16 protein-coding genes and 1 tRNA gene are annotated in these 13,334 nt (G+C 35.7%); 11 read left to right on the top strand and 6 right to left on the bottom strand.

Annotation, left to right across the window (positions count from 1 at the left end):
- Window positions 1-97 precede the first annotated feature (97 nt).
- The 3 genes from BLT30_RS07520 to pheA all read left to right on the top strand — a co-directional run bounded on the left by BLT30_RS07520 (window position 98) and on the right by pheA (window position 2,343).
- Complete coding sequence (locus BLT30_RS07520; RefSeq protein WP_089872986.1) at window positions 98-541, top strand: SusC/RagA family TonB-linked outer membrane protein; 444 nt, start codon at window positions 98-100, stop codon at window positions 539-541.
- Between the two features lie 148 nt (window positions 542-689).
- The gene (locus BLT30_RS07515; RefSeq protein ID WP_089872985.1) at window positions 690-1,478 is read left to right on the top strand and encodes a DUF2490 domain-containing protein; all 789 of its coding nucleotides are present in this window, start codon (window positions 690-692) and stop codon (window positions 1,476-1,478) included.
- Between the two features lie 16 nt (window positions 1,479-1,494).
- On the top strand, window positions 1,495-2,343 hold the full coding sequence (gene pheA, locus BLT30_RS07510) for a prephenate dehydratase (RefSeq protein ID WP_089872984.1): 849 nt from the start codon (window positions 1,495-1,497) through the stop codon (window positions 2,341-2,343).
- A gap of 15 nt (window positions 2,344-2,358) precedes the next feature.
- Here the strand turns inward: pheA and BLT30_RS07505 are convergent, their stop codons facing one another.
- From BLT30_RS07505 to BLT30_RS07485, 5 genes are all read right to left on the bottom strand, one after another.
- Window positions 2,359-2,658, bottom strand: coding sequence for a type II toxin-antitoxin system RelE/ParE family toxin (locus BLT30_RS07505; protein ID WP_089872983.1), 300 nt, complete (start codon window positions 2,656-2,658; stop codon window positions 2,359-2,361).
- On the bottom strand, window positions 2,651-2,899 hold the full coding sequence (locus tag BLT30_RS07500) for a type II toxin-antitoxin system ParD family antitoxin (protein WP_089872982.1): 249 nt from the start codon (window positions 2,897-2,899) through the stop codon (window positions 2,651-2,653). Before BLT30_RS07500 ends, BLT30_RS07505 begins: the two co-directional genes overlap by 8 nt.
- A gap of 135 nt (window positions 2,900-3,034) precedes the next feature.
- Complete coding sequence (locus BLT30_RS07495; RefSeq protein ID WP_317040522.1) at window positions 3,035-3,574, bottom strand: HD domain-containing protein; 540 nt, start codon at window positions 3,572-3,574, stop codon at window positions 3,035-3,037.
- A 37-nt stretch (window positions 3,575-3,611) separates the two neighbouring features.
- A complete protein-coding gene (locus tag BLT30_RS07490) occupies window positions 3,612-4,400 on the bottom strand; it encodes a DUF2971 domain-containing protein (RefSeq protein WP_089872981.1) in 789 nt (262 codons plus the stop codon).
- A gap of 17 nt (window positions 4,401-4,417) precedes the next feature.
- On the bottom strand, window positions 4,418-5,806 hold the full coding sequence (locus BLT30_RS07485) for an APC family permease (RefSeq protein WP_089872980.1): 1,389 nt from the start codon (window positions 5,804-5,806) through the stop codon (window positions 4,418-4,420).
- Between the two features lie 141 nt (window positions 5,807-5,947).
- Here BLT30_RS07485 and BLT30_RS07480 point away from each other — a divergent pair, with 141 nt between their 5' ends.
- From BLT30_RS07480 to BLT30_RS07445, 8 genes are all read left to right on the top strand, one after another.
- On the top strand, window positions 5,948-7,027 hold the full coding sequence (locus BLT30_RS07480) for a glycosyltransferase family 2 protein (RefSeq protein WP_089872979.1): 1,080 nt from the start codon (window positions 5,948-5,950) through the stop codon (window positions 7,025-7,027).
- Window positions 7,028-7,239: 212 nt separating this feature from the next.
- Window positions 7,240-7,725, top strand: a complete 486-nt coding sequence (locus BLT30_RS07475) for a T9SS type A sorting domain-containing protein (protein WP_089872978.1) — start codon at window positions 7,240-7,242, stop codon at window positions 7,723-7,725.
- Between the two features lie 17 nt (window positions 7,726-7,742).
- A complete protein-coding gene (locus BLT30_RS18445) occupies window positions 7,743-9,053 on the top strand; it encodes a collagen-like domain-containing protein (protein WP_139166608.1) in 1,311 nt (436 codons plus the stop codon).
- Between the two features lie 5 nt (window positions 9,054-9,058).
- Complete coding sequence (locus tag BLT30_RS07465; RefSeq protein ID WP_089872977.1) at window positions 9,059-9,337, top strand: hypothetical protein; 279 nt, start codon at window positions 9,059-9,061, stop codon at window positions 9,335-9,337.
- Between the two features lie 269 nt (window positions 9,338-9,606).
- Window positions 9,607-10,008: an LNS2 domain-containing protein gene (locus tag BLT30_RS07460; RefSeq protein ID WP_089872976.1), complete on the top strand. Its 402-nt coding sequence runs from the start codon at window positions 9,607-9,609 to the stop codon at window positions 10,006-10,008.
- 180 nt (window positions 10,009-10,188) lie between these two features.
- Entirely contained in the window at window positions 10,189-11,145 is a 957-nt protein-coding gene (locus BLT30_RS07455; RefSeq protein WP_089872975.1) for a D-2-hydroxyacid dehydrogenase, read from the top strand.
- Window positions 11,146-11,349: 204 nt separating this feature from the next.
- Entirely contained in the window at window positions 11,350-12,369 is a 1,020-nt protein-coding gene (locus BLT30_RS07450) for an asparaginase (RefSeq protein ID WP_089872974.1), read from the top strand.
- Between the two features lie 44 nt (window positions 12,370-12,413).
- Window positions 12,414-12,500: transfer RNA gene (locus BLT30_RS07445), tRNA-Ser, on the top strand.
- A gap of 219 nt (window positions 12,501-12,719) precedes the next feature.
- Here the strand turns inward: BLT30_RS07445 and BLT30_RS18175 are convergent.
- Complete coding sequence (locus BLT30_RS18175) at window positions 12,720-13,265, bottom strand: hypothetical protein (protein WP_089872973.1); 546 nt, start codon at window positions 13,263-13,265, stop codon at window positions 12,720-12,722.
- Window positions 13,266-13,334: the final 69 nt, after the last annotated feature.

Genomic DNA, 13,334 nt, shown 5'->3' with positions numbered 1-13,334 from the left:
ACGCTGATTAGGCAAATTCGGCAGATTTTAAATTTACTAAATCTGAAAAATCTGCGAGAAATATTTGCTGATTTTTCTTAACTTAAAATTAAAATTTATGAAAAAGTTGATTCTTGTTTTCGCAGTTTTCTTTTGTGTCCAATTTTCTTTTGCTCAGAAATCTGAAGCTAATCCAATTTATATTGTTGATAACGTGATTGTTTCCAATGTCTTGCTTCATAGTTTCAATCCAGAAGATATAGAAAGTGTTCAGGTTTACAAATCACCTTCTTCGCAAATCGAACAATATGATGACCTTGTGAAAAATGGGTTGATTAATATTGTAATGAAAAAGCCTCAGACTATCGAAAAAGTAACAATTGCTGAAGCCAAAACAAAATTGAATCTCACTCAAGAATCAAGATTTTTTCTAAATGATATCGAAGTTCATAACCAATCGATTCTGATTGCCGAAGACCTTTTGAAAAAAGCCAGAATTCTACAGCCTGATAAGAAATTCAATAATTATAAAGTTCCTGCAATCAGTATAGAAACGAACTAAACTTTAACGAAGTTAAAATCTTTGTGCCTTAAATATAAGTTTCATTTTAAATTATTTTTCGCCTTTGCGTTAAAACAAAATACAGTTTAACCAATTTGCTTTTCCCTTGCTGAATCCCTATTTTTGCTGAAATCGATAACAATTCAATATGGTTTTCACTAAAGCAAAATTATTCTTTAGCGCATTGTTCTTAGTTTTAATTTCAAATTCTTTTTCCGCACAAAACCGAATCAGCAACCACAACAATATTGGCTGGTACGCTTACAACGGAACTTTCAAATTAGATTCCAGATTTTCCATCCACACCGAATATCAGTGGAGACGAAATGATTATATCACAACCTGGCAACAGAGTCTTTTGCGTCTGGGAATCAATTATCAGGCAAACCCGAATCTGCAATTACGACTTGGTTACGCTTGGGCAGAGACTTTTCCTTACGGCGAAATCCCGTTGAACGGAATGGGCAAAGATTTCACGGAACATAGGATTTACGAAATGGCAACTGTGACGGACAAGATTGGAAAAATCGATTTGTCGCATCGTTTTATGCTTGAACAACGCTGGGTTGGAAGATATTCTAATGCGAATCTGACCTCGGAAGACCAATATCCTTTTATGAACAGAGCGCGCTATATGATTCGTTTGCAAATGCCTTTGAAAGGAACCTCGATTGCCGAGAAAACGCCGTATGTTGCAGTTTATGATGAGGTAATGATTGGCTTCGGAAAAAATGTTGGTGAGAATATTTTTGACCAAAATAGAATCGGAGTTTTGTTGGGATATAAATTCAATGATTTGGTAAGAATAGAAGGCGGTTATCTGAATCAGATTGTGCAGTTGGGAAGGGAAGTGGAAAGTAAAAATGTGTTCCAGTACAACAATGGTTTTATCGTAAGCGCCAATTTTAATTTTGATTTCTCCAAAAAAGCAGAATAATCTTTAATTTCGCAGTATGAAAATAGCATTCTTAGGACCCGAAGCCTCTTTTACTCAGTTGACCGCGACTCAATTATTCCCCAACGAAGAATTGGTTCCGAAAGCCAATATTTTGGATTGCTTTCTGGCGGTTCAGAATAATGAAGTTGATAAAGCGGTTGTTCCTTTGGAAAACTCGATAGAAGGAACGGTTTCTATGACTTTGGATTATCTTTATCAGACACCGGAAATCCGAGTTGAAGCTGAAGCTGTAATGCCAATTGCGCATCATTTGATGATTCATCCAAGTCAAGAGAATGGCAATCCAATTGAGAAAATCTATTCTCATCCGCAGGCTCTTGCGCAGAGTTTTCATTCATTGAATAAAAATTATCCGGACGTTCCGAAACAGGAATTCGCTTCTACAGCAGCAGCAGCAAAACGTGTTTCTGAAAACCCTGATAGAAAAATTGCAGCTGTTGCAAACAAATTTGCTGCAGAATTATACGGATTGAGAATCATTAACGACAATATTCACGATGTCGAAGAAAATCATACGAGATTCATTGTCATTTCTAAAAGTGAGGAAAATTTTGACAGCGATTTGATCAGTTCCGGAAAGAAAACAGGACTTTTGATTACGCTTCCTCAAGACCACGCCGGTGGACTTCATCAGGTTTTATCAGTTTTTGCGTGGCGAAATATGAACCTTAGCAAAATCGAATCCCGAACCTTGAAAACCAAACTCGGTAACTATTTCTTTTTTGTAACCGTTGTCGGCGATTGGAACAATGTGCTTTACATTAATTCAATTGACGAATTGAGAGCAATTGGTGCCGATGTTAAGTTTTTGGGAAATTATAAGGAGTTTTTGCTGGAGGGATAGAACATTTTTATTCTTTCATTCTTTCATTCTTGATTTCAAATCCATATCAGAACCAATGATTCTTGTAATTTCTATTTCATTGATATTCAAGATTCGGTAAAATATAATATGCCGGTTGGCAACAAATCCAAAAATATCGGAAGCTATTTCGCTATAATTTTTACCAATATTCGGATTTTCTGAAAGCATTTCGCAGAAGCTGATGACTTCTCCATAATATTTATCGGCTTGGTTTTCTGACCAAAATTCGTAAGTGTATTCGTAGATTTCGGAAAGGTCGTCTACAGCTTTTTTAGTGAAGAGGTATTTAGCCATTTTTCATTTTGGCTTTTAAAGATGCAAGATGACTTTTTGGTTCAAAATCTTTTGCAACTCCGCTTTCTATACCTTCTTTGATTGCGTTTTTAAGGAACTGTAATTTATTTTCTTCTTCTTCCAAAAGTCTCAAACCGGCACGGATAATTTCGCTGGCATTTTTGAATCTGCCTTGTGAAATTTTTTCATCCACAAAATTTTCAAAATGATTTCCTAAAGAAACAGAAGTATTTCGTCCCATTTTTATTATTTCTGAACCAAAGTTACCAAATTTTGGTAACAATTTGAAAATTATTTTTCACTTAACTCTCTTTTGATATTTTCTCTCGCTTTTTCTTCATATTTTCCTTTGAAATGATTTGTTTTGAATATTTCATCAAATTCTAAAAAAGTGAATCAATACTTTTTTGCGTCCGGGTTTATATATAAAGTCCGGATAAATTGAATATTCTTTTCGAATTTGTTGGGTGTAATTTTCATAGATTTTCCAATCCTGACTGAGAATTGCTAAATCTGCATCAAGGAGAAAATTGGTGTCAGAATCTTCACTTTTTTTGTGGGATTTTGTTGCAAGAATTTGATTGTAAATTTTAGCTATTTTCTCATTCGGAATGTTCAGTTTTTCAAGTCTGATTTTTGCTATTTCTGCACTTTTTTCTTCGTTGTCTTTTGATGTCGCTTTGTAAATAATGTCGTGATAAAAAATGGAGAAAAGTATAGAATCATAATCTGAAATTTTATCTTTCACTTCTTCCAATTCAAGAATCATATTTTCAAGATGAATGAGATTGTGATATTTTCTGCTTTTGTGAGAATAAGATTGTTCTATTTCTTTCCAATAATCAGTTTTTAATATTTCATTATCGGAATATTTTGAGATTAAACTTATAAAAATAGTTTTTACATTAATTTTCATTAAAATATATATTAAAAAGTTATAGACGAATACTTATTCATCTAATTAGACCAGAAAATCTATTTTTAAATATTTTAGCTTTTGGGTTATATTTTTCTATCAATGATTTAACTATTAATTCTTGAGCCAGGTTACATTTAGGACCTAAAGTTATTTCCATTCTTTCAAATGACTCTTCTAAAATTGATATGTAATATGATTCAATAGTGTTTTGTATATTTTTTTCAAGAACCTTAAATACATCATTAAGAGGATGTAATTGATTTTTATTTATGTCACTAGTTGGCATAATGAGTATTTTAAAACGGACCTCGTTTTGGAATTCCCATATTTTAGATTTGTATTTTCCAATGTTTCCAGCATTATACATCCGCTTGTTAATGTCATCATTGAATAATTTAGGTTTCAATAAATTTTCGTCATCTGTATATTCGACCGGAAAAAAGTAATCTTTTAATGGTAGAATCCAATAATTTTTGTTAAAACATTCAGATTCTGGAACTAAAGAATTGCTTACATAATTGTTCTTCATAATACCAATATTGTTTGTAGTATTAAAATCATATGTTGCAAATATTATTTTGGGGAGTTTTATTCTTACCCCTTGCATATTCGGTGTGTACATATTCCAAAATGCAAGATTTTCATTATCATTGTCTGTCCAACAAGAAATTAGTATATGTGATGAGAGATTCATATTTTCGTCAGAAAATTCCGTTTCATTTATATCATCAACATTTTTTAAACTATTAAATCTTATATTTTTATTTGTTAAAATTAAAGCGAGAGTCTCAATTGAAGTATAATGATATATGTATTCTTCCATCTGTATAATTATTACAATTAACCCTTTTTACTATTCTTATTTATAAAAAAATATACAGGCAACCCCAACAAAATCAATCCCAATCCAGGCCAAGTATATTGTGGCTTATAAATGAATAACAGAATACAAAATCCGGTTCCAATCAAAAGATAGAGAATAGGCGTGAAAGGATAAAGAAATGTTTTGTAACCTCTTTCCAGCTCAGGTTTTTTGATTCTTAAATAAATCACACCAAAAACGGTAATCATATAAAACAAAACAATCACAAACGAAATCATATCAAGCAAATCGCCGTATTGTCCGCTCAGACAAAGCAAACTTGCCCAAATTCCCTGCATCCAAAGTGATTTTTCAGGAACCCCGTTTTTGTTATTTTCAACGGCTGATTTCAAGAACAATCCGTCTTTTGCCATAGTCTGGAAAACTCTTGCGCCTGCTAAAACAATTCCGTTCACACAGCCAAAAGTCGAAATCATCACAAGAACTGCAATGATAATAGTTCCCGCATTTCCAAACATTTTTTCGGCCGCGGCAACAGCAACTCTGTCATTCGCAGCAAAAGCGATAGAATCTCTGTCGAGCGCATTGAGGTAAACAAAATTCACTAAAAGATAAAGAATCATCACAGCAGAAGTTCCCAGAATCATTGCTTTCACGACATTCTTTTTTGGATTTTCAATTTCCCCGGAAATGAAAGTCACATTTTCCCAAGCCACAGAACTGAAAACCGAACCAACCATTGCCGCAGCGATTCCGCCTAAAACTGTTGCGCCAGAAATGCTTTTCCATTCGGTTTGTTTCAGATTTTGGAACGCATCCCAACCGAAACTCATATTAGAACTCCAATTGGATTGGGAAATCAAAACAAAACCAAGAACGATCAGACCAAGAAGTGCAATGATCTTGGATGTGGTAAAGACATTTTGGAGAAGTTTTCCGCTTTCAACACCTCGTGTATTCACAAAAGTCAGGAAAAGGATCACGCCAATCGCCAGAATCTGAATCCAGGTGATTTTGAATTCGCCACTTTGGAAGATCGGAGCAGCATCATTCAGTGCAGGAACTAGATAAGCCGTAAATTTCCCAAATGCCACGGCGACTGCCGCAATCGTTCCCGTTTGGATAACAGTGAACATTCCCCAGCCATAAAGAAATCCCATCGGTTTGCCGAAAATCTCTGTAATGTATGTATATTGCCCGCCTGCTTTTGGAAACATTGCTGACAATTCGCCATAACTAATGGCTGCTGCAACAGTCATTACTGCTGTGATCAGCCAAACGACGATCATCCAGTAACCGGAACCAAGATTCCGCATAATGTCTGCGCTCACGATAAAAATCCCGCTTCCGATCATCGATCCCATCACGATCATCACAGCGTCCCAAAGTTTGAGTTTCTTTTCCATAGTTTTTATTAATAATCAAATATATAAAAATGCTATACAAAGAGATGAGAAAATTTGCTTTAGTGAAATTTATTGAGGTTATAACAATAATGAAAAATGTAAAACTTGTATATTTAGACTTGTAAAAATTATTTATGGCCAATGGAAATTAGTTTATGTCTCATTGTTAAAAATGAAGAAGAGGTTTTACAGAGATGTCTGGAGAGCGCAAAAGGTTTTGCAGACGAGATAATCATCGTAGATACAGGCTCTACTGATAAAACTAAAGAGATCGCCAAACAGTTTACAGACAAAATATATGATTTTGAATGGGGAAATGATTTCTCGGCAGCTCGCAATTTTGCTTTTTCCAAAGCAAATAAAGATTACCAAATGTGGCTGGATGCAGATGATGTAATTCCGGAAATATCGGTTAAGCAGATGAATGGTCTGAAGAGAAATTTGAAAGATGATGTTGATATTGTCACTATGAAATATGTTTTATCATTTGATGAAAATGGTAATCCTACTTATTATTCGACTCGGGAAAGATTATTTAAAAGAAGTAAAGATTATCATTGGATAGATCCTGTCCATGAGTGTATTCCTTTGATTGGTAATATCCAATATACAGATATTGAGATTTGGCATAAAAAAACAAAATTAGGCGAGCTTTCTACAAGAAATATTGATATATACAAAGCTCTAGAGAGTGTTGGAAAAGAGTTTTCAGCGAGACAATTATATTATTATGCCAGGGAATTGAGAGACCATGGCAAAACAGAAGATGCTATAATTTATTATGAAAAATTTTTAAAAACAGGATTAGGCTGGTTTGAAGATATCATCACTTGTTCGTCTGATTTGGCCGCTCTTTATAGGAATAATGGTCAGAGAGATAAGATCCTCCCTACTTTACTTAAAAGTTTTGAATACGATATTCCACGAGCGCAGATCTGCTGTGAGCTAGGATATTACTATAAGGAAGAAGAGAGATATGAACAGGCCTTCAAATGGTTTGATCTGGCAACAAGGCTTCCACAGCCTGATTCGATAGGATTTGTATTTGCTGATTATACGGGATATATACCAAATATTGAAGCCTGCGTTTGTTTATCATTATTAGGAGACTATCACAGAGCTAATGATTATAATGAAAAAGCTTCTATTTCCAGACCAGATTGTCCATCTGTAAGACAAAATCGAGAGTATCTGAAAGGAATGATGAAAAAATATATTTGAAATTTATTAAAATGTTAAATTTTAGTTAAAATATTTTTATTTTTTTTCTTTTCAGCACAATAAACAGCAGTTTCAGCACAAGTTTAAAATAGGCATAGTTCTAATTTTTTAGATTTGTATAAGGAGTATAAATAATAATTCATATTTCGAACCAAAAATATGTATATATTTGTTTATCAATACTAAACTAATAAAAAATTAATACGTATGCTATGAAAACTACAATTTTTGCATTTTCTTTTTTAGTATCTGGAATAACTTTTTTGCAGGCTCAGACTTCTATGAATGCTTCAGGCGGTAATGCGTCTTCCACTTCTTCTGGTAATACCAGTTATTCAGTCGGTCAGGCGTTTCAAGATACGAGATCCAATTCTTCTCTGAGTGTCTCCGAAGGTGTTCAACAACCTTATGAGATTACTGAGACCATGGGGGTTGATATTTCCGAAATCAGCCTTAATATTAAGATCTTTCCCAATCCGACTCAGGATATTTTAAATCTAAAGATAGATTTCAGTGATTATAACAGATACCATTACGAGATCTATGACTCATCGAGCAAAATTCTGATGAGCAAAGCTGTGACTTCCAAAAATACAGCGATGTCTATTTCTTCATATCCTGCAGCGCTTTATTATCTTAAGGTAACCAAAAATGGTAAAGCAGTGAAGATTTTCAAAGTATTAAAAACAGACAAATAATCTAAAACATATAAACTATGAGAAAAAGCATTACTCTTTTAGGAACGCTTGCTTCCGCTTTTTTGATGGCTCAATCCAGCGATTTGATAAGCTATCAGGCGGTAATAAGAAATCAAAATAATGAATTGGTCAAGAACCAGAGTGTAGGAGTCAGATTTTCAATATTGAAAGGTTCAGCTTCTGGCACGGTAGTCTATTCTGAGACTCAGACATCACAGACTAATATCAATGGACTTTTGAGTGTGAGAATAGGTGAAGGAAGTGTTCTGAGTGGGTCTTTTTCCACTATAGACTGGGGTTCCGATACTTATTTTTTTAAAACGGAGACAGATCCTTCCGGAGGAAATAATTATGTCATCTCAGGAACATCACAAATGTTGAGTGTACCCTATGCCTTATATGCAAAGAGTTCGGGTAGTTCGGTTCCTGGTCCTCCGGGAGCTACAGGAGCGACTGGCCCAGCAGGTTCACAGGGTATTGCTGGAGTAACGGGAGCTACGGGCTCTCAAGGAGTTACAGGAGCAACTGGTCCTACAGGTTTGCAAGGAATTCAGGGTATTCAAGGCCCAACTGGCGCGCAAGGAGTAACTGGTGCAACTGGTCCAACAGGTTCGCAGGGTATTGCTGGAGTAACGGGAGCTACGGGCTCTCAAGGAGCTACAGGTGCAACTGGAGCTACGGGTTTGCAAGGTCTTCAAGGCGCAACTGGTGCACAAGGGGTAACGGGTGCAATTGGTCCAGCAGGCCCACAGGGTGTTGTTGGAGCAACAGGAGCTACGGGCTCTCAAGGAGTAACAGGAGCAACTGGTCCAACAGGTTTGCAGGGGATTCAAGGTATACAAGGAGCTACGGGTAATACTGGGGCAGTAGGCGCAACCGGTGCTCAGGGTTCCTCTGGTGTAATTCAAAAATATCATGTTTATGGTTCTGCTGGAAGGCTTGCTGTAGCATCTAATACGCCAACAATGCAACCTGGGCTCACTCAAACCTTTACGCTGTCTTCGCCTGCAACCGTTGCTATTTGGGCTACTATTGGAGCGCGAAATACAGTGACAACAAGTGGTGCTTATTCTAATGTTGATGTGGTAGTTTATGTTAATAATAATTTTTTGGCTAATGGAGGATGGAATCGTTTTAGTAACATAAATGGTACATCGCAAAATAGCTTCAATACTTGTGCTATTAATACGATGATCAGCTTGCCGGCAGGAACCCATACAATTGATTTGCGTACATTTAGATCAAATGGTACATCACCAGTAGATATTGGAGGTAATTCTGCTGCTGATACCAACCCTGGTGAAATGACAATTTTGATTCTAAACTAATTGATATGATGAAAATACTTATAATATTCATTTTGTGTATTTCTACAAAATCCTTTTCCCAGTTAGCTTCTAATGCCAGAAATGGGAATATATCAGCAATAAAAAACAAAGAAGGTAACATCCTTACAATTGATAGTGTGCAAAAAAACGTAATTGTTTTGAATTCCATGGGCAGGTTTGCAAAACCTATGATCATTAATAAAATGGATACGACAAAGAAAGATCAAATGATCTCTGAAAAGAAGCAGCCTCAGCTATTATCTACAAAACGAAAACAAGAATGATCAGCCTAATTCTTAATAACTTTTATAATGCAAGTTAATTCATTATTTTTTTTACTAAAATCATAAAAACACTTCATTATTGGAGTGTTTTTTTATCGAATAAAAAAATTGTTAGGTTTAAAAAATCCATTTGAAGAAGGGTTTTGGTAAAACTAAAAGGATATTTTTCTTAAAAATTTTCTATAAAATTAAAGTTTTATTAAGCTTTTAATAATAATTTGTGAGTCCGAGTAGAAATATATAATTTTGCAACTTCAATTTTAACAAATATGGAATTAGAATACAAAGAACATCTGAGCCCAATGCTGAAAGGTGATGTGAAGAATTACCTTATCGATATCGATGGAACGATTACAGATGATGTTCCTAATGAAGAACCAGAAAGAATGGTGACCTGCGAGCCATTTCCGGATGCTTTGGCAACCATTAATAAGTGGTATGACGAGGGTCATCAGATTTGTTTCTTCACTTCCAGAACCGAAGATTTGAGAGAAATTACAGAAACTTGGTTGAACAAACACGGTTTCAAGTATCATAGCGTTTTGCTTGGAAAACCAAGAGGTGGAAACTACCATTGGATAGACAATCACCTTGTGAAGGCAACGAGATACAAAGGGAAATTCACGGATATGGTTGAAAAACAAGTGACCATAGAAGTTTTTCGTGACTAAAAATATATCTGATCAAAAAATTCCCGAGCCTCAAACTTTCGGGAATTTTTGATTTGATGAAAAAGCCCATAGCCCCGATTGACTCTGTGATTTTATAAAATCAGAAAAAAGCGGGGTCAAGTTCCTAAACCAATTAATTAACGAACATATTCTGTTCTTCAAAAAAATATACAATTTATAATGAAAGTACTTGCTAATGACGGATTAACACAGTCTGGAATAGATGCTCTTAAAGAAAATGGATTTGAGGTAATCACAGACAAAGTGGCTCAAGAAAATCTGATCGCTTATATCAACGAAAATCAGGTAACGGTTTTGCTTGTAAGAAGCGCAACGAAAGTGACGAAGGAAATGGTGGACAACTGTCCAAGTCTGGAGATCATCGGTAGAGGTGGAGTAGGAATGGACAACATCGAAGTTGCTTATGCGAGAGAGAAAGGAAAACACGTGATCAACACGCCGGCAGCTTCATCGGAGTCTGTAGCGGAATTGGTATTTGCGCATCTTTTTTCAGGAAGCAGATTTCTTCAGGACTCTAACAGACAAATGCCTGTGAAAGGTAATACCGAATTTGCAAAACTTAAGAAAAAATATGAAGCTGGAATCGAACTGAGAGGGAAAACTATCGGAATCGTAGGAATCGGAAGAATCGGACAAGAAGTTGCAAGAATCGCCCTTGGATTGGGAATGAAAGTGATTGCTTCTGATACGAGAATCGGGAAAGCAAGTGTACGTGTAGATTTCTACAATCAGCAATATATTAATGTGGAGATAGAAACGGAGCCGTTGGAGCAATTGATTCAGCACTCAGATTTTATCACGCTTCACGTTCCTGCTCAGAATGGCCCGATCATCGGAAAAACGGAATTGGCAAAAATGAAAACTGGTGCAGCGATCGTAAATTGTGCTAGAGGAGGTGTGATTGACGAAGAAGCTTTGATAGAAGCACTTGACAGCGGAAAATTAGCGTTTGCAGGTCTTGATGTTTTCGAGAACGAACCAACGCCTTCTGAACAAATCTTGACGCATCCGAAAATCTCCTTGACACCTCACACAGGTGCAGCTACGGAAGAAGCTCAGGACAGAATCGGAACTGAGTTGGCAAATCAGATTGCCAGCATTCTTTTGGTTAAATAATTTAACTTAAATACAAATAAACTGCTCGTTTTTTAACGGGCATTTTTTATTTTCCCGATTCAGATTAAAATTTTACTTTTGCTGAGGTTTTCTATGGCAGCTTAATCCGCCTTCCACTCCCGCTTTTTTCTTTTTTGGCAAAAAAAGAAAAAGAGCTCCGTTCAAGTCGGGCTGCAGTTTTCACCTTCGAATCAACATTCTCTTATGAAAAGAAAAGTCCTATTAATATACACCGGCGGAACCATCGGTATGGAAAAAGATTACACCACAGGAAGTCTGGTTCCGTTTGATTTTTCCACCATTTTCAAAAGAATCCCGGAAATGAATCTTCTCGAGTGCGAGGTTTCTGTTCATCCATTCGAAAAGCCTGTTGATTCTTCTGATATGGGGCCTAATGAATGGCGAATGATTGCGGAATGGATTCATAAAAACTATGATGCTTTTGATGGCTTCCTGATCCTTCACGGAACCGATACGATGTCTTATACAGCGTCTGCGCTTAGTTTTATGCTTAAGAATCTTGGAAAACCAGTGATTCTGACAGGTTCTCAATTACCAATTGGAGATTTGCGGACAGATGCGAAAGAAAATCTTTTGACAAGTTTATATTACGCCAGTCTTTATGAAAATGATGAAGCGGTTATAAAAGAAGTAGCTGTTTATTTTGAATATAAACTTCTCCGCGGAAACAGAAGCCTGAAATATTCAGCCGAATTTTTTGATGCTTATCAAAGTCCGAATTATCCTATCCTGGGACAATCGGGTGTCCATCTTAACATAGAAAAAGATTTGCTATGGAATTCCAGAGGCCAATTTGAACTGGATACTTATCTCAATGAAAATGTTCTTTTCTACAGGATATTCCCGGGAATGAACTTCGGATCTTTATTAGAACTTAAAACTCCGGAAGCAATTGTTCTTCAGGTTTTTGGTTCAGGGACGATCTTCAATAACGATAAAACGCAATCGGTTCTTCAGGAGTTAAGGTCTCGAGGAATTGAGATTGTAGTGATAAGCCAATGTATTTCTGGCGGGATTAGCTTTGGAAAATACAGCAACAGTAATATTTTTACAAAAATCGGAGCTATCAGCGGAAAAGATATGACCGCGGAATCTGCAATCACAAAATGTATGCACATTTTAAAAAATCCAAAATACAATAAAAGCTTCTCAGAAATTTTCACCAAAAATATTTGTGGAGAAGTTACAGAAGAGTTTCAATAATATTTTGGGGATCGGGATATTTCATTATATTTGCAACCTCAATTAGAAAGGTGTCCGAGTGGTTGAAGGAGCTACCCTGGAAAGGTAGTATACGGGTAACTGTATCGAGGGTTCGAATCCCTTCCTTTCTGCAAGTAAAAGCATTGATTTTCAATGCTTTTTTTTGTTTTTTTTAGTATTATGGTTTTCAGTACACTTGAAAAAAATATAATGGGAATACATGGAACAGGAGAATATATCGTGAGACTCAAAATCAGGATGGTGCATTCGGAAGTTTGATTTTCACACGCATCACTGCTTTATTTATTATAGTGTTACTGTAGAAAATATCATTTATCCGTTTTTTATGATTACTTAATCCTTTCCAATAGGTAAAGTTTAGCTCCGGAAAAAGCCAATTTAGGCATCAGGTTTCCTTCTAGGACCATTGTTTTGCTATTGATATCAATTACAGAAATATAGTTGTTGGAATTATACTCGATATAATTTTCCTTCTCTTTCGTCAGAGGATTTTTCCCGAATTCAAAATCATACTTTTGCCAGTCTTCTTTCTCTGTACTACAATGGACAGGTTTAAACTTCGACCTTTTGGAATTGAAAACAATTTGATCAAAACCTTCTACACATTCACTGTTGAACGAGCTGTCGGGAGCTTGGTCATTGCTAAAAGTTTCGAAAGAACCTTTATAAACACCTATGACTTTCCAGGTTCCATCTATACGGTCTTTATCTATTTTACCATTGGCTTTGCTTACCGCCCAGCTAACACCCTTTACTGTGCCCTTTACAGTTTTGTAACCTACTTTTGCAACACCTTTCACTACTTTTGCAGCAGTTGAGACCACGCAAGATTGTAGAATAGCAATGGTGCAGATCGAAAGAATTATTTTTCTCATAACAAAGACTTTTATTATACGAATATATTACTAATAAAGCATATTAATTATACCTGGAAGGGAATAATA

Origin of the sequence: Epilithonimonas hungarica, assembly GCF_900102265.1 — a bacterium.
Taxonomy (GTDB): Bacteria; Bacteroidota; Bacteroidia; order Flavobacteriales; family Weeksellaceae; genus Epilithonimonas; species Epilithonimonas hungarica.
Note: the sequence above shows the minus strand (reverse complement) of the source record. Positions and strands in the feature narration are given on the sequence as shown.